Raw genomic sequence first — 20,549 nt, 5'->3', positions numbered from 1 at the left:
GATGTTACCTAGCAAGCGCTTGTGTCATATTGGCCCTATGACCGCACCCGTGATCAACGGCTGGTTCACCGTGGACGGCGGCACCGCGCACCTGCTCGGCACCCGCTGCGCGGACTGCCGGACCGTCTACTTCCCGCCCCGGACGGGCTTCTGCCGCAACCCGTACTGCGACGGCGAGGACCTGGCGGAGACGCGCATGCCGCGCCGGGGCACCGTGTGGTCCTACACCAACTCCTGCTACCCGCCGCCCGCCCCGTTCGTGACCGCCGATCCCTATGTTCCCGTCACCCTCGCGGCGGTGGAACTGGCGGGGACGGGGATCGTCGTGCTCGGCCAGGTCAAGGACCTCACGGTGGACGACCTGCGGGTGGGCATGGAGCTCGAACTGACCACGGGCCCGCTCGCCGACGGCCCGCTGGTCTGGATGTGGGGCGCCCCCGGCACCCCCGGCACCACAGCGGAGCGGCAGAACGGGGAGAGTTCATGAGCGACGTCGTCATCCTCGGCGCGGGAATGCACCCCTGGGGCAAGTGGGGGCGGCCCTTCGTCGAGTACGGGGTGGCGGCGGCCAGGGCCGCGCTGCGCGACGCGGGTCTGGAGTGGACGGACGTGCGGTTCGTGGTGGGTGCCGACACCATCAGGAACGGCTACCCGGGCTTCGTCGCCGGCGCCACCTTCGCCCAGGCCATGGGCTGGAACGGGGCGCGCATCGCCTCGTGCTACGCGGCGTGCGCCTCGGGCGCGCAGGCGCTGGACATCGCCAGGACCCGCATCCTGGCCGGCCTCTGCGACGTGGCGCTGGTCGTCGGTGCCGACTCCACGCCGAAGGGGTTCTTCGCGCCGGTGGGCGGCGACCGCCCCGACGACCCCGACTGGCTCAGGTTCCGGCTGCTCGGCGCCACCAACCCGGCGTACTTCGCGCTCTACGCGCGCAGGCGGATGGCCCTGTACGGCGACACCGCCGAGGACTTCGCCGCCGTCAAGGTGAAGAACGCCCTCGCCGGCTCGACGAACGAGAACGCCCGTTACCGCAGGACCGTCACCGCCGCGCAGGTGCTCGCCTCCCCCCTGGTGGCCGACCCGCTGCGGTTGATGGACATCTGCGCCACCTCCGACGGCGGCGCCGCGCTGGTCCTGGCCTCCGCGGAGTTCGCCCGCCGCCACGGCGTGAGCCGCCCGGTACGGCTCGCGGCCGTCTCCACGGTGACACCGTCCTTCCCCAGCACCGTGCTCGAACTGCCGGACTTCGCCACCGACTCCACCGCGGCGGTGCCGCCCCCCGAGCGCCCGTTCCGCGCCGCCATCGCCCACGCCGCCTACGAGGAGGCGGCCCTGGGCCCCGACGACCTGTCGTTCGCCGAGGTGTACGACCTGTCCACCGCGCTGGAACTCGACTGGGTCGAGGACCTCGGCCTCTGCGCGCGGGGCGAGGCCGCGAAGCTGCTGCGCGCCGGAGACACCGCGCTCGGCGGCCGGATCCCGGTGAATCCCTCCGGCGGGCTGGCCTCCTTCGGCGAGGCGGTCCCCGCCCAGGCCATCGCCCAGGTCTGCGAGCTGACCTGGCAGTTGAGGGGCGTGGCGGGAGCCCGGCAGGTGGAAGGCGCCCGGATCGGGCTGGCGATCAACCAGGGTCTGTTCGGCCACGGCTCTTCGATCATTGCCACAAGCTGACCATTCTTGACCCTCCCCAAAGCATGTCGCTGGATAGTCTCACTCCCGTTACTTTGAGTAGCCGCGCGCAGACGGTCCGTTCCAGAGACCCCAGACACTGCCGCGATTTCCTTCCAGGGGGAACCACACATGATTCGTCGTCTTCTCATCACTTCCGCGTGCGTCGGCATCGCCGTCCTCGCACCGGCCGTGGCCGCTTCCGCGTCCACGTCCTCCACCACCTCCACCACCAAGGCCGCGACCAAGTCCGTGGCCAAGGCCAAGGCCGCCAAGGCCGACTGCTGCGGCGTCGGCGTCGTCAGCGCGCCGCTCGCCGTCGCCTGCCCGACCGCCGTGGTCGCGGCTCCCACCGTGGTCGCGGCTCCCGTGTACGGGGGCGGCATCTACGGCGGCGGCGTCTACGGGGCCGGCTGCGGCGGCGTCTACGGCGGCGGGATCTACGGCGGCGGCGTCTACGGCGGCGGGATCTACGGCGGCGGCGTCTACGGCGGCGGCGTCTACGGGGGCGGCATCGGCGGCGGCATCCTCGGTGGCGGCATCGGCCGGGGCAACAACATCGTCGGCGGTGGCAACGTGATCAGCAGCGGTAGCGGAGTCGGCCACGGCGTCGGCATCGGCGGCCTCGTCGGCATCGGCGGCGTCGGCGTCGACATCCTCTAGTAAGGCGGCATCCTGCCGTAGCACAGCAGGGCGCGGCCCCCACATCTCGTTGTGGGGGCCGCGCCTTCCGCTTCTCCTGACCCTGCTACGCGTGTGTCACGTCGTGGGTCTCGGCGAAGTGGCAGGCGCTCGCGTGCGCGGTGCCCGGCCGGATCCGCAGCGGCGGCTCCTCGACGGCGCAGATCTCCGCCGCCTTCCAGCACCGCGTACGGAATCGGCAGCCCGACGGCGGGTTGGCCGGGGACGGCGGGTCGCCTTGGAGGATGATCCGTTCGCGCCGCTCCCGCCCCTCCGGGTTGGGCACCGGCACGGCCGACAGCAGCGCCTGGGTGTAGGGATGGGCGGGCCGGTCGTAGATCTCGGTCTCCTTGCCGAGTTCGACCATCTTCCCCAGATACATCACTCCGACCCGGTCGGAGATGTGCCGGACCACCGACAGGTCGTGGGCGATGAAGACGTAGGCGAGGCCGAACTCGTCCTGCAGCCGTTCCAGCAGGTTGACGACCTGCGCCTGGATCGACACGTCCAGCGCGGAGACCGGCTCGTCGCACACGATGATCTCGGGCTGGAGCGCGAGCCCTCGGGCGATGCCGATGCGCTGGCGCTGGCCACCGGAGAACTGGTGCGGGTAGCGGTTGACGTGGTCGGGGTCCAGCCCCACGACCTCCAGGAGTTCCTGCACCCTGCGGCGCCGGTCGCCCTTGGGGGCCACGTCCCGGTGGATCTCGAACGGCTCGCCGACGATGTCGCCCACGGTCATCCGGGGGTTCAGCGAGGTGTAGGGGTCCTGCATGACCATCTGGATGTTGCGGCGGACCCGCTTGAGTTCGCCGCCCCTGGCCTGGGCGACCTCCCTGCCGTTGATCCTCACCGATCCCGAGGTGGGCCGCTCCAGCGCCATCAGGAGCTTGGCCAGCGTGGACTTGCCACAGCCCGACTCCCCCACGATGCCGAGCGTCTCGCCCCGGCGCAGGTCGAAGGAGACCCCGTCGACCGCCCTGATCGCGCCGATCTGCCTGCGCACCACGACGCCCCGGGTCAGCGGGAAGTGCTTGACCAGGTCACGAACCTCAAGGATCGGCTCACTCGTGGCTGCCATTGAGGACCTCCCTCCAGTAGTGGCACGCGCTGGCGCGGGTGGGGCCGATCTCGTACAGCGGGGGCGTGTCGGTGACGCAGTCGTTCTGGCGGTAGGGGCACCGGGGGTGGAAGGAACAGCCCGAGGGCATGTCGAGTAGGTTCGGCGGCATGCCCTTGATGGCGAAAAGCTCCTGCCCCTTCCGATCGACCCTGGGAACCGAGTCGAGCAGGCCCTTGGCGTACGGGTGGGCGGGCTTCCGGTAGATGTCGTGCACGGGGGCCTTCTCCACGATCCGCCCGCCGTACATGACCGCGATCCTGTCGGCGACGTCCGCCACCACACCGAGGTCGTGGGTGATCAGGATCAGGCCCATGTCGCTCTCGCGCCGCAGTTCGGCCAGCAGCTCCATGATCTGGGCCTGCACCGTCACGTCGAGGGCCGTGGTCGGCTCGTCGGCGATCAGCACCTCCGGGTCGAGCGCGATCGCCATCGCGATCATGATGCGCTGGCGCATCCCCCCGGAGAACTGGTGCGGGTAGTCGTGCACCCGCTGCCTGGCACCGGGGATGCGGACCCGGTCCATCAGCTCGATCGCCTTCCTCTCCGCGTCACGCCTGGAGGCACCCCGGTGCACCCGGAACATCTCGCCGATCTGGAAGCCGACGGTGAACACCGGGTTCAGCGCGGAGAGCGCGTCCTGGAAGATCATCGCGATCCGCCGGCCGCGGATCTGGGAGCGTGCCTCCTCGGGCAGCCTGAGCAGGTCCGTGCCCCGGAAGCGGATCTCCCCTCGGGAAACGCGGGCCGGCGGCGTGTCGAGGATGCCCATGATGGCCTGTGCGGTCACCGACTTGCCCGAGCCCGACTCGCCGAGCACGGCGAGCGTCTCCCCGGGGTTCAGCGAGTAGCTGACCCCGTTGACCGCCCTGACCACGCCCTGCCTGGTCGTGAACTCCACGTGCAGGTCGTCGACGGCGAGCAGCGGCTCGCCGCCGGGAGCCTGGCCGGCCGGCACCACCGGTGTCGAGGTCTTCTTCACGGGTCCCCCTACCGCAGCTTCGGGTCGAGGGCGTCGCGGACGGCGTCGCCCAGCATGATGAAGGCCAGCACCGTCAGGCTCAGGAACAGTGCCGGGAACAGCAGCGGCCACGGAGCCTCCAGGAAACGCTCCCTGGCGTCGGAGATCATGAGCCCCCACGAGATGTCGGGCGAGCGCAGGCCCACCCCGAGGAACGACAGGCCGGCCTCGGCGGCGATGAAAGTGCCCAGGTTGATCGTGGCGACCACGATCACCGAGGCGGCCGCGTTCGGCAGGATGTGCCGGAACATGATCCTCGGCGCGGAGGCGCCGAGCGCCCGCGCCGCGAGCACGTAGTCCTGGCCCTTGGCGGTGATCACCGCCGCCCGCATGATCCGGTACGTCATCGGCCAGGCCAGCACCGCCAGCGCGAGCATGACCGTCCACACGTTGCCCGTGCGGAAGATCGCCAGGATGAGCAGGGCGCCGAGGATCGACGGGATCGCGAAGAAGATCTCCGTGATCCGGGAGAGCAACGTGTCCAGCGCACCGCCGCTGAACCCGGCGAGGAGGCCGAGCAGACCACCCACCAGCGCGGTGACGACCGTGGTGCTCAGGCCGACGACCATCGAGTTACGGGCGCCGTGGACGACGCGGGAGTAGACGTCGCAGCCGAGGTTGTCGGTGCCGAACCAGTGCACGGCGCTCATGCCCTGCCTGGCCTGGGCCAGATCGCAGGTCGCGGCGTCGAAAGGGTTCACCGAGGTGAACAGCGAGGGGAACGCCGCCATGGCCACCAGGACACCGATGAGGACCGCCGAGCCGACGAAGAGCGGCCGGCGGCGCAGGTCGTACCAGGCGTCGGTCCACAGGCTCGCGGCCCTGGGCGGTCTGGACGGCCTGGACGTTCTCACGTGCCTTCCCGGTCCACCGTTCCGGCGCTTCTTGACCGGGGCAAGGGCGTCACTCATAGCGGATCCTCGGGTCGAGCACGGCGTAGAGCAGGTCGACGACCAGGTTGGCCAGGATGTAGATCAGCACCAGCACCGTCACGATGCCGACGACCACCGGCTGCTCGCGCAGGTAGACGGAGGTGAACAGCTGCTGGCCGATTCCCGGCAGGTTGAAGATCGTCTCGGTGATCACCGCACCGCCCATCAACGCGCCGAGATCGGCGCCGAGGTAGGTGATCAGCGGGATCAGCGCGTTGCGCAGCGCGTGCCGGCCGACGACCCGGCTCCTGGGCAGGCCCTTGGCCACCGCGGTGCGGATGTAGTCGGCGCGCATGATCTCCACCAGGCTGTTCCTGGTGAGCCGGGTGAGGTAGGCGATCGACGTCCCGGCGAGCACGAAGCCGGGCAGCAGGTAACTGCGCCAGCCCTCCGACACGCCCGCGACGGGGAAGAGGTCGATCCCGGCCTGCTTGAGCCGCACGCCCAGCAGCAACTGGAGCACGAAGCCGGTGACCAGGACGGGCACCGAGATCAGCACCAGCGTGGCGGCGAGGATCAGCGAGTCGCCTGCCCTGCCGTGGCGCAGCGCGGCGTACAGGCCGAGGCCCACGCCGATGACCGCCTCCATCACCAGGGCGGTCACCGCCAGGTTGATGGTCACCTGGAACTTGCCCGCCATGATGTCTCCGACCCCGACGCCGGCGAAGGTGGTGCCGAAGTCGCCGCCCGGCAGGCCGGCGATGTAGTGCCAGTACTGCACCAGGAACGGATCGTTCAGGTGGTACTGCTCTCGCAGGATTTTGACGATGTCGGGGGCGATGCGCTTCTCGCCCGCCAGCGCCGCGATGGGGTCACCGGGCAGCGCGAAGACGATGGCGTAGATGAGCAGGGTGGCGCCCAGCAGGACTGGTATCGCCTGGATCAGGCGCCGGAGAACGTAACGGCCCATTCAAGCCTCCCGTACGTGCCCGGGGTGATTCGCGGACCGGCGGATCGCGCGGTGCGGTGAGATCACCCCCGGGCTGCCGGTGGGGCCGGGCTCCCGCCCGGCCCTCAGCCGGTCGTCAGCCGGTCTTCTCGACCTCGGTCCACTTGATCTGGTTGAGCAGATCGATCTTCACGCCCTTGACGTTCTGGGAGAACGCGCCGTTGGTCCGGTAGAAGTACACCGGGATGTAGGGCATCTCCCTGATCAGGATGTCGTCGGCCTGCTGGTAGAACTTCAGGCCCTCCTCCTGCGTCCGGGCGGAGTCGCCCTTGGCGAGGAGCGCGTCGAACTCCTGGTTCGACCAGCCGGCGTAGTTGGCACCGGTCTTGATCGCGATGGTGGAGAAGATCGGGGTCAGGTAGTTCTCCGCCGAGGGGTAGTCGATCGCCCAGCCCATGCGGAACATGCCGCCGTAGGTCTTCGCGTCGAGCTCGTCGAGGATCCCGCCGAACTTCTCGAACGGCTTGACCTTCACCTCGACCCCCAGGTTGGCGCGGAGGCTGTTGGCGACGGCCTCGATCCACTCCTTGTGCGGGCCGTCGGAGTTGTAACCCAGTTCCAGGGTCTTGGGGCCGTTGTTGGCGGTGTACTGCTCGTTGGCCTTGGCCGGGTCGTAGACGCAGGCCGCGCAGGCGCCGGCACGGTACCCGTCGAGCAGCGGGTTGATGAAGTCGTCCGCCGCGGCCCGCGTGCCGGAGAAGACCTTGTCGGCGATGGTCTCGCGGTCGATGGCCATGGAGATGGCCTCGCGGACCTTCACGTTCGCGTACGTCTTGTTGTACTGCATGGGGAAGCCGATGTAGGCGACGCCGGCGTCCGCCTGGTCCAGGTAGCGCTCGCCGAACTCCGACTTGGCCCTGGCGATCGCGGACGGGGGTAGCGAGTCGTGGATGTCGAGGTTGCCCGCGGCCAGGTCGTTGAACGCGGTCTCCGAGCTCGTGTAGAGCTTGAACTGGAGCTTGGTGAACTTCGGCTTCGTCCCGGGGAACTTGTCGTACCGGGTGAGGTCGATCGACTGGTCGGTGCCCTTGTTGAACGGCTTGTCGAACTGGAAGTAGCCCTGGCCGATCGGCTTCTTGGCGTACTCCTCGGTGATCCTGCCGTCGGCGCCGAAGGCCGCCTTGGGCAGCGGGTAGAACGCCGTGTAGCCCAGCATGGTCTTGAACTGGGAGAACGGCTTGCTGAGGGTGACCCTGAAGGTGCTCTCGTCGACGACCTTCAGGCCCTTCATCTTCTTGGTGGAGACGGTCCTGCCCTCACCCGGGTTCAGGTCGGCCCAGCCGTCGATCCGGCTGAAGAAGCCGTTGGCGCTCTGCGCGTTGTCCTGGTTGGCCGCGTAGTTCCACGCGTCGACGTAGTTCTGCGCGGTCAGCTTCTCGCCGTCGTGCCAGGTGTAGCCGGGCTTGAGGCTGACCGTCCACACCCTGTTGTCCTTCGACTCGATCGACTCGGCGACCTCGTCCACGACCTGCCTGTTCTCGTCGTAGCTGACCAGCGGCGCGAAGACGGCGGCCAGGACCTCCGCCCCCTCGGACTCGGTGGTGTCACCGGGGTAGAAGAGCTTCTGCGGCTCGCCGAGCTCCATCCGAACCGGCAGGTCGCCCGAGGCCGTACCGCCGCCCGAGGACGCCGAGTTGCCGCACGCGGCCAGCGCGAGGGCGAGTAGCGCGGCGCCGGCGGTGAGCCGCGCACCCTTGGTAACGCGCATTGCGGTAGACCCTCCTTTTTCAGGCTCGCGTCGACACGGAGATCCGCAGCCCGAGCAGCACGAAGGAGGATCTTCTGGTCCCTGCCTCCCGCCACCCCGGTCCGGGCACTGACGTCACACCGGCCGGTCGCGGCTGTTCCGCACCGCTCCACACCGATTCGCATCTGTGATGTTGCAGTTCGGTCACGCATGAACCGGTTCGGCGTTGTATGTCCGCCAACTCGACGAAGCCAAGATCCCAGACGCCCCTAAAGAGGACATGCAGGGATACATATATCAATAACGGTCAGGCCAAACTACCCTCATGCCGATAGTGCTCGCATCCATTGCCTTTCCCTGCCCCCGAGCTGGGCCCACTCTGGCCGGGGCGCGAAAGAGCCGGTCGCTCGCAGGCGGAGCGCACAATTACCCTGGAACCTCTTTCCCGGAGATCCCGTCCAATGTGTGCGGCAGGACGCCGCCGCAGGCGCTTCATCCACCCACATCCAATAGAGTCCTTGCCATGAGCCAGCCGGAATCCGCGATCGCGGACGCCCAGGCGGGCGGCCCGAGTAACGGCACCCCAGAGCCGCTGGCCAAGCTCGCCGCGCGTTACGGACTTCGGCGTGCCATCGCACGCCCGAGTCTGCTCGTCTACCTACGCCAGCTGTGGGAACGACGGCATTTCGTCATGACGTACGCGACCTCGCGTAACGTCTCGAAGTACAGCAACTCAGCCCTGGGCCAGCTCTGGCAGGTCCTCACCCCGCTGCTGAACGCCGCGATCTACTTCCTGATGTTCGGCCTGATCCTGGGCGCGAGCAAGGGCATCACCAACTACCCGGCCTTCCTCATCACCGGGATGTTCGTCTTCACCTACACGCAGCGCTCGGTGAGCGGCGGCGCCAAGGCGATCTCCGGCAACCTGTCGCTGATCCGGGCCCTGCACTTCCCGCGCGCCGCGCTCCCGCTGGCCTACACGATCCAGGAGTTCCAGCAACTCCTGATCTCGATGGGCGTGCTGTTCGCCCTGGTGCTGGTCACCGGAGAGCCGATCACCCTGCTGTGGCTGCTGATCCCGGTCGCCCTGGCACTGCAGACGATGTTCAACGTCGGCGCCAGCCTGGTGCTCGCCAGGGTCGGCTCCACCGCCCGCGACCTGAACCAGCTGCTGCCCTTCATCATGCGCACCTGGCTCTACGCCTCCGGCGTCTTCTTCTCCATCGAGGACAAGGTGGTGGGGCCCAACGGTGCCGGCCTCCCCCAACTGGTCGCCGACATCATGTACTTCAACCCCGCCGCCGCCTACATCGAGCTCATGCGGGACCTGCTCATGCAGACCCACCCGCCCCGGCCCTACATCTGGGCGGTCTGCGTATTCTGGGCAGTGTTCGCTCTGCTCGGCGGCTTCTGGTACTTCTGGCGAGCCGAGGAGAAGTACGGCCGTGGCTGAGTTGACCGAGGAGCTGTCCCGAGTGAAGGCCGAGGAGCCCGCCGTGCCCAGCACGGATGTCAGGGTGCATCCCAACCCCGAACCCGCCAAGGACGCCCAGGAGGGCACCCCCACGGTCATCGTGGACGACCTGCACATCATCTACCGGGTCTACGGCGCGGCCAGCGACGTGGAGAAGGGCAACGCCGTCAACGCCCTGATGCGCCTCGTCAAGCGCCAGGGACGGCCGCAGATGAAGGAGGTGCACGCCGTGCGCGGCGTCTCCTTCGTGGCCCGTCACGGCGACGCCATCGGCATCATCGGCCGCAACGGCTCCGGCAAGTCCACCATGCTGCGCGCCATCGCCGGGCTGCTGCCCCCGCACTCCGGCGCCGTCTACACCAACGGCCAGCCCTCCCTGCTCGGCGTCAACGCCGCGCTGATGCGCGAGCTCACCGGCGAGCGCAACATCGTGCTCGGCTGCTACGCGATGGGCATGAACCCCGCGCAGGTCAAGGAGAAGTACGACGACATCGTCGACTTCTCCGGCATCGGGGAGTTCGTACAGTTCCCCATGTCCACCTACTCCTCGGGCATGGGCGCCAGGCTCCGCTTCGCCATCGCCTCGGCCAGGTCCCACGACGTGCTGCTCATCGACGAGGCGCTGGCCACCGGCGACCGCGAGTTCCGGCGCAAGAGCCAGGACCGGATCAAGAAGATGCGCGACGAGGCCGGCACCGTCTTCCTGGTCGCCCACAACCTCGACGTGATCGAGGAGACCTGCAACCGGGTCATCTGGTTGCACAAGGGCAAAATCAAGATGGACGGCGACCCGCAGACGGTCCTCGCCGCCTACAACAAGGTCTGATCGCCGGGCAAGATGAGGAGCGACCGAAAAGACGCTCCCATCGGAGGTGAATCGTGTCCACCCGGCCACCGATTCCGTACGACTTCCTGCCCCAGGTTCCCGCGCTGACCGTCGAAAGCGACGACATCCGCGACGGAGAGCGCCTGGCTCCGGCCCAGGTGTTCAACGACTGGGGATTCAACGGCCAGAACGTCTCGCCCCACCTGCGCTGGTCCGGCGCGCCCGAGGGCACCCTCGGCTACGCCGTGACGTGCTTCGACCCCGACGCGCCCACCGGCAGCGGGTTCTGGCACTGGCTGCTGTTCGACATCCCGGCGGACGTGACCGAGCTGGCCGCCGGCGCGGGGGCCGGTGACGGCGGTGTGGGGGTGCACGGCCGCAACGACTACGGCGTCACCGCCTACGGCGGCGCCGCGCCGCCCCCCGGATATCCGCACCGCTACATCTTCGCGGTGCACGCCCTCGACGTGGAGAAGCTCGGCCTCGGCGCCGACGCCTCGGCCGCCGTGCTGGGTTTCAACATCACCGCCCACACTCTGGCCCGCGGATACGTCGTCCCCGAGTACGAGAGCTAGCCGACTGGGCGTGACACAGGAGGCAATGGACTGACAGCGTGTTCGGTGTTCCGGTATGATTCGAACGTTGTTTCGATCCAAGGAAGCCGTCATGGAGTGGGGGCGCGCGATGCGAGAGCTGTCCACCGCGATCGACCACCTGTCCGTCGAGGACCCATCAGAGATTCCACGTCTCCAGCTCACCGAGCAGCTCATCGAGCTGCACTGGCAGATGGCCAGGCTCCAAGCTGAGATCGCCCGCCGCACCTCCGTGCGACGCCCGGGTCGCTGAGACGGCGGGGAGGCCAACCGGCTTCCCCGCCGCCACAGACGACGAACAAGTCTCGCGATATATCTTAAGTAGTCGTACACTCGCGTCATGACGTCTCATGACCCCGTTCTGCGCGCCTCCGACGCCGATCGCGACCGCGTGGCCGCGGTGCTGGGCGAGGCGCTCGCCACCGGCCGCCTGACCAGCGTCGAGCACGCCGACCGCCTGGACATCGCCTACCGCGCCGTCACCGTGGACGACCTCGCCCCCCTCACCGGCGACCTGCTCGACGTCGTGGCCCCCGGCCGCGAATCCGCCACCGAGCGGCAGCAGGTCGGAGCCGTCTTCAGCAAGGTCGTGCGTGGCGGGCGCTGGCTCGCCGGGCGGCACACCACGCTGAGCGCCACCTTCGGCGCGTTGATCGTCGACCTGTCCGAGGCCGTGCTCCCCGGCAGGGAGATCACCCTGGAGGTCAACTCCCTCTGCGGCAAGCTGATCGTCAGGGTTCCGGAGAACGCCCACGTCATCGACGAGGTCAGCGGCATGTTCGCCAAGAGACACGTCTCGGGCGGCCGGGGCGGCGAGGGCTCCCCCGTCATCCGGGTCGTCGGCCGGGCCACCTTCGGGAAGATCATCGTCTCCCGGGAGAGAACCGACTGGAATCTCCCCGGCACTCCCTGATCACCCCGGCGGAACATTCCGCTCCCGGGGCCGCCTACGATGCGGACAAACCATCCCGCACGAGGTGACCGCTTGCCTGAGACCAATGCTCCCGGCACCATGCCGATCGCCCTTGACGCAATGGGCGGTGACCACGCCCCCGGCGAGATCGTGGCGGGAGCCGTGCGGGCGGTGCGAGAGCACGGGATCTCCGTCGTGCTCGTCGGCGCCCCCCGCCCGCTGTCCGAGGCGCTCTCCGACCACGACGCGACCGCCGAGATCCCCATCGTCCGGGCCGAGGAGGCGCTGGCCATGGACGAGGGTGCCCTCGCCAGCCTGCGCCGCCCGCGCTCCAGCATCGCCGTCGCCTGCCACCTCGTCCGGCGGGGTGACGCCTGCGCCGTGGTCTCCGCCGGGTCCACCGCCGGGATCGTGGCCACCGGAAAGCTCCGGCTCCGCGGCCAGCCCGGCGTGCTCAGGCCCGCCATCGCCGTCGCCCTGCCGACCAGACCCACCCCGACCGTCCTGCTGGACGCCGGGGCGAACTCCGAGGTCAAACCCGAGATGCTGGTGCAGTTCGCGCACCTCGGCGCCGCCTACGCCGAGACGGCCCTGGGCATCGAGAACCCCAGGATCGGCCTGCTGACCATCGGCAGCGAGCCGGAGAAGGGCAACAAGCTCGTCAAGCGTGCCCACGAACTGCTGTCGGCCGCCCCCGGCCTCGACTTCTCGGGCAACGTCGAGGGCCACGACCTGCTCACCCGTACCGTGGACGTCATCGTCGCCGACGGATTCACCGGCAACGTGGCGCTCAAGACCATGGAGGGCAGCGTCCGCTACGCCTTCGCCGAGCTCCGCGAGACGGTCAGGGAGAGCCGGACGGCCAGGGTGGGCGGCCTGCTGCAGAAGAGACGCATCAGAGAGCTCTACCGGCGGCTCGACCCCGAGGTCCACGGCGGGGCCGTGCTGCTCGGCCTGAACGGCACCGTGGTCATCGCGCACGGCGCCGCACACGCCAGGGGGGTGAGCGCCGCCTGCGCGCTCGCGGCCAAGCTGGCCCACGAGGGCGTGGTGAACCGCATCGGCGAGCGCCTCGCCGCCGTACCCCGCCCGCACCGCCTCTGGTGACATGCCCCGAACCCCCGGCCACCACCTGCGCCGCCTCCGATGACACTGCGCGAACATGCCGCCAACCTGCGGTGATATTTGCGGCGCATCAGGGGACGTATTCCACCGAATTCTCCGACCCCGCGTACCCTTGAGTCCCAGTCGATCGGCAGGGGGCCGTGTGGAGCAGGTGACACAGCGTGGGCTGACCTCGGCGGAGGTCGCCGAGCGCGTGGCCCTCGGGCAGGTCAACGACGTCAGGCGCCGATCGAGCAGATCGGTCTCGGCGATCTTCAGAGCCAACATCCTCACCCTCTTCAACGGGGTGATCGGCGTGCTCTGGGTGCTGATCATGATCTTCGGGGAGTGGCAGGACGGCCTCTTCGGCCTGGTGATCGTGGCCAACGCGGGCATCGGCATCATCCAGGAGCTCCGCGCCAAGCGCACCCTCGACCGGCTCGCCATCGTCAACGAGGCTCCGGTCAAGGTCCGCAGGGACGGCTCGGAGACCGAGATCCCGCCCCGGCAGGTGGTGCTCGGCGACCTCATCCTGCTCGCGCCCGGCGACCAGCTGCTGGTCGACGGCGAGACCGTTGACTCCGACGGGCTGGAGGCGGACGAGTCCCTGCTCACCGGCGAGGCCGACCCGGTGCACAAGCTGCCGGGCGACGAGGTCCTGTCCGGCAGCTTCGTGGTCGCCGGCCGGGGCTCCTACGTCGCGACCAGGGTGGGCGGCGACGCCTACGCGGCCAGGCTCGCCGAGGAGGCCAGCGCGTTCAGCCTGTCCCACTCGGAGCTGCGCGACGGCATCACCCGGTTCATCAAGTACGTGACCTGGCTGGTCATCCCGATCGGTGCCCTGCTCACCTGGAGCCAGGTCAGCAGGCGGACCGGCATCGGCGAGGCGGTCACCAGCACGGTCGCGGGCATCGTCACCATGATCCCCGAGGGCCTGGTCCTGATGACCAGCATCGCCTTCGCCGTCGGCGTGATCCGGCTGGGCAGGCGCCGCTGCCTGGTCCAGGAGCTCCCCGCGATCGAGATCCTGGCCCGGGTCGACACGCTCTGCCTCGACAAGACCGGCACGCTCACCTCGGGCGGCATGGAGCTCGGTGAGGTCCGCAGGCTCCGCGACGACCTGCCCGTGCCCGAGGCGCTGGGCGCGCTGGCCAACCTCGACCCCGACCCCAACCCCACGGCCCGAGCCATCCAGACCCGCCACCCCGACTCCCCCGGCTGGACCGTCGCCGCCAAGGTCCCCTTCTCCTCGGCCCGCAAGTGGAGCGGCGCCGCGTTCGACGGGCACGGCTGCTGGGTCCTGGGCGCCCCCGACGTCCTCCTGCCGCCCGGCACCCCGGCATACACCGAGGCAGGGGCCCTCGCCGCCACCGGTCTGCGGGTGCTCGCCCTGGGGAAGGTCGCCTCGCTGCACGACCCCGACGACCTCGGCACCATCGAGGCCGCGGCCATCGTCGTGCTCAGGCAGCGGGTCCGTCCCGAGGCGGCCGAGACCCTCGCCTACTTCGCCGAACAGGGCGTCACCGTCAAGGTCATCTCCGGCGACAACCCCGAGTCGGTGTCGGCCATCGCCACCTCTCTCGGCATCCCCGGCGGGGAGCGCGCGGTGGACGCCCGTACCCTGCCGGATGACAACCCCGAGAAGCTCGCCGAGATCATGGAGGCCAACACCGTCTTCGGCCGGGTCAGCCCGCACCAGAAACGGCTGTTCGTCGGCGCGCTCCAGTCGCGCGGGCACACGGTCGCGATGACCGGCGACGGCGTCAACGACGTGCTCGCGCTCAAGGACGCCGACCTCGGCGTGGCGATGGGCTCCGGCAGCGGCGCCACCCGGGCGGTCGCCCAGATCGTGCTGATGAACGACAGCTTCGCCGGCCTGCCCTCCGTGGTGGGCGAGGGCCGGCGGGTGCTGGCCAACATCGAACGGGTCGCCGGCCTCTTCCTCACCAAGACCTTCTACGCGATCGTGCTCTCCCTGCTCACCGGGGTCATCGGGCTCGCCTTCCCGTTCGCCCCCCGGCACTCCACGCTGATCAACGCGCTGACGATCGGCATCCCCGCGTTCTTCCTCGCGCTCGCGCCGAGCAACGAGCGCGCCAGGAGCGGCTTCGTGCCACGCGTGCTCCGGCTGGCGGTCCCCGCCGGGATCATCTGCGCCGCCGCCGTCTACCTGTCGTACTGGATCGCCCAGAGCGGGGCCGCCACCCTGGCGGAGAGCCGCACCTCGGCGGTGATCACGCTGTTCGTCGCCGCCTGGTGGGTGCTGGCCCTCGTCGCCCGCCCGTACGTCTGGTGGCGGGTCGCGCTCGTGGCCTCCATGGCCGGGTTGTTCGCCCTCACCCTCGCCATCCCGTTCACCCGCGAGTTCTTCGCGCTCACCCTCCGCGACCCCGCCGCAGGTGGCGTCGCGGCCGGGCTCGGCATCGCCGCGGGAGCCGTGCTGACCGGCGTCTTCGCGGTCATGCGATCCCGCCGTACCGGGCCCGGCCAGGGTGATATCCAATCGGTTCAGGATCGGTCAACCGCTACCCTTGGAACATGACCGACCCGCAATTCGCCCTCACCGAGCGCGTCCAGCAGGCGCTGGCCGCGGCCTTTGGTGCCGAATACTCCGACGCAGACCCGCTGATCCGTCCCTCGCAGTTCGCCGACTACCAGGCGAACGTGGCGATGAGTCTGAGCAAGCGCCTGCGACGGGCCCCGCGGGAGGTCGCCCAGGAGATCGCCGAGCACCTCACCGGGCGGGCCGACGACCCGTTCCCCGGCACCGTCGAGGTCAGCGGCCCCGGTTTCCTCAACCTGACCCTCTCCGACGACTGGATCACGGCACAGGTCTCGGAGATCCACACCGACCCGCGCGCCGGCGTGGGCGTGTCCGCCTCGCCGCAGACCGTCGTGATCGACTACTCCGCGCCCAACGCGGCCAAGGAGATGCACGTCGGCCACCTGCGCACCACGATCGTGGGCGACGCGCTCGCCCGGGTCCACGAGCACCTGGGCAACAGGGTCATCCGGCAGAACCACCTCGGCGACTGGGGCACGCCGTTCGGCATGCTCATCGAGCACCTGCTGGACATCGGCGAGGAGGCCGCCGTCGCCCAGCTGGAGGCCGGCGAGGGCAACGCCTACTACCAGGCGGCCCGGGTCAAGTTCGACACCGACCCCGAGTTCAACAGGCGGGCCCGCGCCCGGGTCGTCACCCTGCAGGCCGAAGAGCCCGAGACGATGCGCCTGTGGCACATCTTCATGGACGCCACGGTCCGCTACTTCAACAAGGTCTACGTCCAGCTCGGCGTGACGCTGACCAACGAGGACATCGCCGGCGAGAGCATGTACAACCACGTGCTCGCCCAGGTCTGCGACGAGCTGCAGGAGCGCGGCATCGCCGTGCTCAGCGACGGCGCGCTCTGCGTCTTCCCGCCCGGCTACACCGGCCGCGAGGGCCAGCCGCTCCCCCTGATGATCCGCAAGAGCGACGGCGGGTACGGCTACGGCACCACCGACATGGCCACGATCCGCTACCGGGTCCAGGACCTCAAGGCCGACCGCATCCTCTACGTGATCGGCGTGACCCAGTCACTGCACATGTCGATGGTGTTCGACTCGGCCAGGTTGGCGGGCTGGCTGCCCGACCACGTCAGGGCGGAGCACATCCAGATCGGCAGCGTGCTGGGCTCCGACGGCAAGATGTTCAAGACCAGGAGCGGGAAGTCGGTCAAGCTTCTGGAGCTGCTCGACGAGGCCGAGACCAGGGCCGCCGGAGTGATCCAGGATCGCGAGTACGACGACGCGGAGCGTGAGAAGATCGCGCACGCCGTCGGTATGGGCGCGGTCAAGTACGCCGACCTGTCGGTCAGCCACGACAGCGAGTACGTCTTCGACTTCGACCGCATGCTCGCCCTGACCGGCAACACCGGCCCCTACCTGCAGTACGCCCAGGCCCGCATCCGCTCCATCTTCCGCAGGGGCGGGGTGACCCCGGCCGAGACGACCGGAGCCATCGTGCTGGGTCACCCGGCCGAGCGCGCACTGGCACTCCAGCTTCTCCGCTTCGGCTCGGTGGTCGAGGAGATGGCGGAGAACTCGGCACCGCACAAGCTGGCCTCCTACCTCTTCGACACGGCGAGCGCCTTCACCACGTTCTTCGAGAACTGCCCGGTGCTGAAGGACGACGTCGAGGCCGCCACCCGTGCCTCGCGGCTCGCCCTGTGCGCGCTCACCCTGAAGGTCATGGAGACCGGCCTGGGTCTTCTCGGCGTCCCCGTGCCCGAGCGGATGTAACCTGTCCACCAGATGATCGTCTTTATTGGGAAAATCAAGGCGATCATCTGGCAAAGTCATGTTCGGCGCGCCTCCCCGCGGGGATGTCCGAAGCGCAATACGCTGGCGCGGTCATCGGTCACAACTTCGGGGAGTTCTCTGCCTTGAGCACGGACCTGACCGCGAATCCGCAGGCCGGGACAGAGCTGCACCGCTGTGCCGATGCGCTCCTCACCGACCTGGCCACCGGCACCGTCCCTGCCGAGCTGCCGACCGGTTTCGCGGACATGTCCGGCCACTGGCTGGCTCCGGCCATCGAGGCCCTCGTGCTGCTCACCCGCGGCGAGGAGGCACTTGAACCTCTGGCCCGCGCCGCCCAGCGCGACGAGCGACGGACCGCGCTCTTCCTCTGCCTCGCGCTCGCCGTCGCCGGCCAGGGCGACCGTATCCACGCCTCCTGGCTTGGCAGCGCCTTCGGGGACCTGTCCCTGGACCGCCCGGTGACCCACGGCCAGCGGGCTCTCTGGCTCGCCGCAGCCCGCGGGGCGTACGGCCCGGCGGGAAAGATCTTCGTTCTCCGCAGGCTCGACGCGGTGGCCGCATCCCCGGCATCCGAGCCCGACCTGTGGTTGCGCGCTCTGATCCCCGACGAGCCCTCGACCGTCGTGTCACCGGCTCTGGCCGGTTTCGCGGAGCTCGCCGAGCTCCCCGAGCTCGCCGTTCCCGTACAGGCCGCCGCCAGGCTGACCCACCTGCGCGACCGCTGCGCCGAGATCACCTCGGCCCGTGAGAGCGCACCCGGAGCAGGCGAGGAGACCGGGACCGGCCTGGGTGACCTCGCGTTCCTTGAGGCCGCGCAGACGGACCGCTCCGGCGAGTCCACGGTCGTGTGGAGCGAGGACGAGCCGCTGACCGTGCTCCGCCAGCTGATGGGTTCCGGCACCCCCGAGCGGCCGGTGAGACCGCTCACCAGCCACCTGCTCAGCGATCTGCACCCGGGCTCCCATCCCTACCTGGCCGCGATCGCACTGCATGTGGCCGCGCCCATCGTGCGGTCCGCGGCGGAGAAGCTCGCCGAGGCCACCCGGGCCGAGGCCCCTGAGTCGGTCACCATGCCGATCCTCGGCCACCGCGTGACGCTCCGTCCCGAGGGACCGGACCCCGATTCGCTGGGCGCCGCCGAGGAGCGCATCGTCACCGAGGGCACGCCGGTCCGCGGCCGGCCCTGGGCGGCCTATGTGCTGCTCGCCCTCGCCCCGGTGATCCTGGGGGTCGCGCTGGTCCTTCCCGTCCTCCCGCTCGCGCTGCTCGCGCCGCTACCGGCCGCGGAGGGTGGCTACCTGCTGTGGCGCAGGCGCAGGCGTGAGCGGGCGGACGCCGAATACGTCGTCACGCAGCTCTCCGAGCTCAGGGAGCTTGCCCAGGGCGCGGTATGGGCCCTGCATGACTACGCTCGCGAGTCGGAGAGCCGGGTCAAGACAGCGGCCTCCGATCTGGCCGAACTCACCCGGCTGCTCCGCCGGGGTCCCCGGGCGGGCTGACCGGCTCCGTTCACCGGGCGTTCTCGCCGCCCCCAGGGTCGGCTGAGCTCCTGACCGGGGCACCGCCAACGCGCTGCCCGGCTCGGCCGCACGACTGCGGCGGGGACCGATCCCTCGGACCCCGCACGTCCAGGCCGCCGCCGGAATCACCCGTTGGTGATCTCCACCTCGGCAGGGGCCAGCAGGAAGACCTTCTCCGCGATCCGCTCGATACGCCCTTCACAGCCGTACGCCAGCCCGGCGACGAAGTCGACCATCCTCGTGGCCTCGGCGGTGCTCATCCCGCTGACGTCCATGATGACCGTCTGACCCTCGCGGAAGTGTTGTCCGATGACCGGTGCGTCGTTGTACTTCATCGGCGTGAGCATCACGATTCGTGAGGGCTCGTTCATCGCGTGCCAGCGCTTGGCCGCGCGCTCCGAAGCAGACTGCCAGTCCTCGCCCTCGACCTCATCCTCGTAGTCGTAGGACTCGTCATACTGCTCGGCCCCGCCCAGACCAAGGTAGCTTGCCACCTTGCGCACTGCCCCCATCGGCTCGTCCTTTCGCCAGGACCACGCCGTACCCGGCCTGTCCCTACATCTTGGACGGTAACCGACGACCCGAAGTTCGCCATGCGACACGCCCAGCGCTTATTTCCACTTTGTACGGCTACCGCACTGGTCTGCCCGATCCCTGACTTTGCCCGATCCCCTGACTTGACTTCAACTGATATCTCCGGCGCCGCTAGCATCGCGTCATGCTCATCTACACGGTCGACTCGTTTACCGATGAATTTTTCAAGGGTAACCCTGCCGGGGTCTGCGTACTCGGCAATCCAGTCCCTGACACCTGGATGCAGTCCGTGGCGGCGGAGATGCGGCACTCCGAGACAGCCTTCCTGCTCGAAGCGGAGGACGGCGGGCCGTACTCGCTCCGTTGGTTCACGCCGGTGACCGAGGTGGCCCTCTGCGGGCATGCGACCCTGGCCACGGCGCATGTGCTGTATTCCACGGGAACGGTCCCAGAAACCCTCGAATTCTCAACGAAGAGCGGAATCCTGTCCGTGACCAGGGATAAATCAGGTTTAATCAGCATGGATTTCCCGGCAAAAGTACTCCAAGAGACGCCTCTTCCCGCGGGACTGATCGATGCGCTCGGAGTTAAACCTGTTTGGGGAGGAAAAAATGTTTGGGATTATCTCGTGGAGGTCGAATCCGAGGACGCCGTGCTCGACACGGCCCCTGACTTTCGCGCCCTGGAGGCCGTCGACGCGCGGGGAGTCATCGTGACGGCTCGGGCATCCGGACAGGGCGCCGACTACGTCTCCCGATTCTTCGCCCCCCGCGTCGGAGTTCCCGAGGACCCGGTGACGGGCTCCGCCCACTGCGCGCTCGCTCCCTACTGGTCGGCCAGGCTCGGTTCCGACAGCCTGGTGGGCGCCCAGTTGTCGCAGCGCGGAGGCGTGGTCCGCACGACCGTACGGGGCGACCGGGTAGAGCTGGCGGGGCGCGCGGTGACCGTGCTCTCCGGCGAGCTCCACGCCTAGATCCTGTCCCCTGGATCCTTCGCCTGCCGCTCCTCGCCACGGCAAGATCCGGGGGAGAGAGACCAGGGGTTCGTGGCCTCTCCCGGTCCGTGCAGTCGTCAAAACAGAAAGGCTCCGGCCGGCGGGAGCCCCGACCTTTCGGAACTCTCCTGGAAAACACGAAGGCCCCCACCGAAAGGTGAGGGCCCTCATAAAAGATTGTCCGGCGGCGACCTACTCTCCCACACCGTCCCCGGTGCAGTACCATCGGCG

Annotated in this window: 19 protein-coding genes; 13 read left to right on the top strand and 6 right to left on the bottom strand. The window is 69.2% G+C overall.

All coding sequences use genetic code 11. The annotated features are described in order from the left end of the window. Positions 1-37: 37 nt before the first annotated feature. From ACWD3H_RS44395 to ACWD3H_RS44385, 3 genes are all read left to right on the top strand, one after another. Positions 38-487, top strand: coding sequence for a Zn-ribbon domain-containing OB-fold protein (locus tag ACWD3H_RS44395; RefSeq protein ID WP_355563766.1), 450 nt, complete (start codon positions 38-40; stop codon positions 485-487). Continuing rightward, on the top strand, positions 484-1,671 hold the full coding sequence (locus ACWD3H_RS44390; RefSeq protein ID WP_350915597.1) for a lipid-transfer protein: 1,188 nt from the start codon (positions 484-486) through the stop codon (positions 1,669-1,671). Before ACWD3H_RS44395 ends, ACWD3H_RS44390 begins: the two co-directional genes overlap by 4 nt. Before the next feature lie 129 nt (positions 1,672-1,800). Beyond that, a complete protein-coding gene (locus ACWD3H_RS44385; RefSeq protein WP_350915595.1) occupies positions 1,801-2,331 on the top strand; it encodes a hypothetical protein in 531 nt (176 codons plus the stop codon). 85 nt (positions 2,332-2,416) lie between these two features. Here the strand turns inward: ACWD3H_RS44385 and ACWD3H_RS44380 are convergent, their stop codons facing one another. The 5 genes from ACWD3H_RS44380 to ACWD3H_RS44360 all read right to left on the bottom strand — a co-directional run bounded on the left by ACWD3H_RS44380 (position 2,417) and on the right by ACWD3H_RS44360 (position 8,079). Beyond that, positions 2,417-3,430: an ABC transporter ATP-binding protein gene (locus ACWD3H_RS44380; protein ID WP_355563773.1), complete on the bottom strand. Its 1,014-nt coding sequence runs from the start codon at positions 3,428-3,430 to the stop codon at positions 2,417-2,419. Continuing rightward, entirely contained in the window at positions 3,414-4,451 is a 1,038-nt protein-coding gene (locus tag ACWD3H_RS44375) for an ABC transporter ATP-binding protein (protein WP_451959309.1), read from the bottom strand. Before ACWD3H_RS44375 ends, ACWD3H_RS44380 begins: the two co-directional genes overlap by 17 nt. An 8-nt stretch (positions 4,452-4,459) precedes the next feature. Continuing rightward, entirely contained in the window at positions 4,460-5,401 is a 942-nt protein-coding gene (locus ACWD3H_RS44370; protein ID WP_451959308.1) for an ABC transporter permease, read from the bottom strand. Beyond that, a complete protein-coding gene (locus tag ACWD3H_RS44365) occupies positions 5,394-6,332 on the bottom strand; it encodes an ABC transporter permease (protein WP_451959307.1) in 939 nt (312 codons plus the stop codon). The genes ACWD3H_RS44370 and ACWD3H_RS44365 overlap by 8 nt, the downstream gene beginning before the upstream one ends. Before the next feature lie 115 nt (positions 6,333-6,447). Continuing rightward, entirely contained in the window at positions 6,448-8,079 is a 1,632-nt protein-coding gene (locus ACWD3H_RS44360) for a peptide ABC transporter substrate-binding protein (RefSeq protein WP_451959306.1), read from the bottom strand. 502 nt (positions 8,080-8,581) lie between these two features. On the opposite strand from ACWD3H_RS44360, the gene ACWD3H_RS44355 reads away from it, so the two are divergent. The 9 genes from ACWD3H_RS44355 (at position 8,582) to ACWD3H_RS44315 (ending at position 18,769) form a co-directional block, all read left to right on the top strand. Further along, complete coding sequence (locus ACWD3H_RS44355; RefSeq protein WP_355563788.1) at positions 8,582-9,511, top strand: ABC transporter permease; 930 nt, start codon at positions 8,582-8,584, stop codon at positions 9,509-9,511. After that, positions 9,504-10,358 carry an ABC transporter ATP-binding protein gene (locus tag ACWD3H_RS44350; RefSeq protein ID WP_350915581.1) on the top strand — a complete coding sequence of 285 codons (855 nt, stop codon included), beginning with the start codon at positions 9,504-9,506 and terminating at the stop codon, positions 10,356-10,358. Before ACWD3H_RS44355 ends, ACWD3H_RS44350 begins: the two co-directional genes overlap by 8 nt. A 53-nt stretch (positions 10,359-10,411) precedes the next feature. Beyond that, positions 10,412-10,933 (top strand): YbhB/YbcL family Raf kinase inhibitor-like protein, encoded by a 522-nt coding sequence (locus ACWD3H_RS44345; RefSeq protein WP_451959305.1) that lies wholly within the window; start codon positions 10,412-10,414, stop codon positions 10,931-10,933. Positions 10,934-11,000: 67 nt separating this feature from the next. Further along, the gene (locus ACWD3H_RS44340) at positions 11,001-11,204 is read left to right on the top strand and encodes a hypothetical protein (RefSeq protein WP_326645554.1); all 204 of its coding nucleotides are present in this window, start codon (positions 11,001-11,003) and stop codon (positions 11,202-11,204) included. Positions 11,205-11,291: 87 nt separating this feature from the next. Beyond that, positions 11,292-11,864: a DUF1707 SHOCT-like domain-containing protein gene (locus ACWD3H_RS44335; protein ID WP_355563795.1), complete on the top strand. Its 573-nt coding sequence runs from the start codon at positions 11,292-11,294 to the stop codon at positions 11,862-11,864. Between the two features lie 99 nt (positions 11,865-11,963). Next, positions 11,964-12,971 carry a phosphate acyltransferase PlsX gene (plsX, locus tag ACWD3H_RS44330; protein WP_451959316.1) on the top strand — a complete coding sequence of 336 codons (1,008 nt, stop codon included), beginning with the start codon at positions 11,964-11,966 and terminating at the stop codon, positions 12,969-12,971. A gap of 160 nt (positions 12,972-13,131) precedes the next feature. Next, positions 13,132-15,510 carry an HAD-IC family P-type ATPase gene (locus ACWD3H_RS44325; protein WP_451959304.1) on the top strand — a complete coding sequence of 793 codons (2,379 nt, stop codon included), beginning with the start codon at positions 13,132-13,134 and terminating at the stop codon, positions 15,508-15,510. Next, entirely contained in the window at positions 15,507-17,249 is a 1,743-nt protein-coding gene (argS, locus tag ACWD3H_RS44320; protein ID WP_355563801.1) for an arginine--tRNA ligase, read from the top strand. Before ACWD3H_RS44325 ends, argS begins: the two co-directional genes overlap by 4 nt. Positions 17,250-17,392: 143 nt before the next feature. Further along, on the top strand, positions 17,393-18,769 hold the full coding sequence (locus ACWD3H_RS44315; protein ID WP_451959303.1) for a hypothetical protein: 1,377 nt from the start codon (positions 17,393-17,395) through the stop codon (positions 18,767-18,769). Positions 18,770-18,915: 146 nt separating this feature from the next. Here ACWD3H_RS44315 and ACWD3H_RS44310 read toward each other — a convergent pair whose 3' ends face one another. Beyond that, complete coding sequence (locus ACWD3H_RS44310; RefSeq protein WP_030925173.1) at positions 18,916-19,302, bottom strand: cell division protein SepF; 387 nt, start codon at positions 19,300-19,302, stop codon at positions 18,916-18,918. Positions 19,303-19,508: 206 nt separating this feature from the next. Between ACWD3H_RS44310 and ACWD3H_RS44305 the strand changes: the two genes are divergently transcribed. After that, positions 19,509-20,297 carry a PhzF family phenazine biosynthesis protein gene (locus ACWD3H_RS44305; RefSeq protein WP_451959302.1) on the top strand — a complete coding sequence of 263 codons (789 nt, stop codon included), beginning with the start codon at positions 19,509-19,511 and terminating at the stop codon, positions 20,295-20,297. Positions 20,298-20,549 lie beyond the last annotated feature (252 nt).

This window comes from Streptosporangium sp. NPDC002607, assembly GCF_053592655.1.
Note: the sequence above shows the minus strand (reverse complement) of the source record. Positions and strands in the feature narration are given on the sequence as shown.

Bases quoted from the DNA above. Each gene is read 5' to 3' on its own strand.
- ACWD3H_RS44310 (WP_030925173.1), bottom strand. From the start codon at position 19,302: ATGGGGGCAGTGCGCAAGGTGGCAAGCTACCTTGGTCTGGGCGGGGCC.
- ACWD3H_RS44370 (WP_451959308.1), bottom strand. From the start codon at position 5,401: ATGAGTGACGCCCTTGCCCCGGTCAAGAAGCGCCGGAACGGTGGACCG.
- ACWD3H_RS44360 (WP_451959306.1), bottom strand. From the start codon at position 8,079: ATGCGCGTTACCAAGGGTGCGCGGCTCACCGCCGGCGCCGCGCTACTC.
- ACWD3H_RS44390 (WP_350915597.1), top strand. From the start codon at position 484: ATGAGCGACGTCGTCATCCTCGGCGCGGGAATGCACCCCTGGGGCAAG.
- ACWD3H_RS44380 (WP_355563773.1), bottom strand. From the start codon at position 3,430: ATGGCAGCCACGAGTGAGCCGATCCTTGAGGTTCGTGACCTGGTCAAG.
- ACWD3H_RS44335 (WP_355563795.1), top strand. From the start codon at position 11,292: ATGACGTCTCATGACCCCGTTCTGCGCGCCTCCGACGCCGATCGCGAC.
- ACWD3H_RS44365 (WP_451959307.1), bottom strand. From the start codon at position 6,332: ATGGGCCGTTACGTTCTCCGGCGCCTGATCCAGGCGATACCAGTCCTG.
- ACWD3H_RS44305 (WP_451959302.1), top strand. From the start codon at position 19,509: ATGCTCATCTACACGGTCGACTCGTTTACCGATGAATTTTTCAAGGGT.
- plsX (WP_451959316.1), top strand. From the start codon at position 11,964: ATGCCGATCGCCCTTGACGCAATGGGCGGTGACCACGCCCCCGGCGAG.
- argS (WP_355563801.1), top strand. From the start codon at position 15,507: ATGACCGACCCGCAATTCGCCCTCACCGAGCGCGTCCAGCAGGCGCTG.
- ACWD3H_RS44395 (WP_355563766.1), top strand. From the start codon at position 38: ATGACCGCACCCGTGATCAACGGCTGGTTCACCGTGGACGGCGGCACC.
- ACWD3H_RS44385 (WP_350915595.1), top strand. From the start codon at position 1,801: ATGATTCGTCGTCTTCTCATCACTTCCGCGTGCGTCGGCATCGCCGTC.
- ACWD3H_RS44355 (WP_355563788.1), top strand. From the start codon at position 8,582: ATGAGCCAGCCGGAATCCGCGATCGCGGACGCCCAGGCGGGCGGCCCG.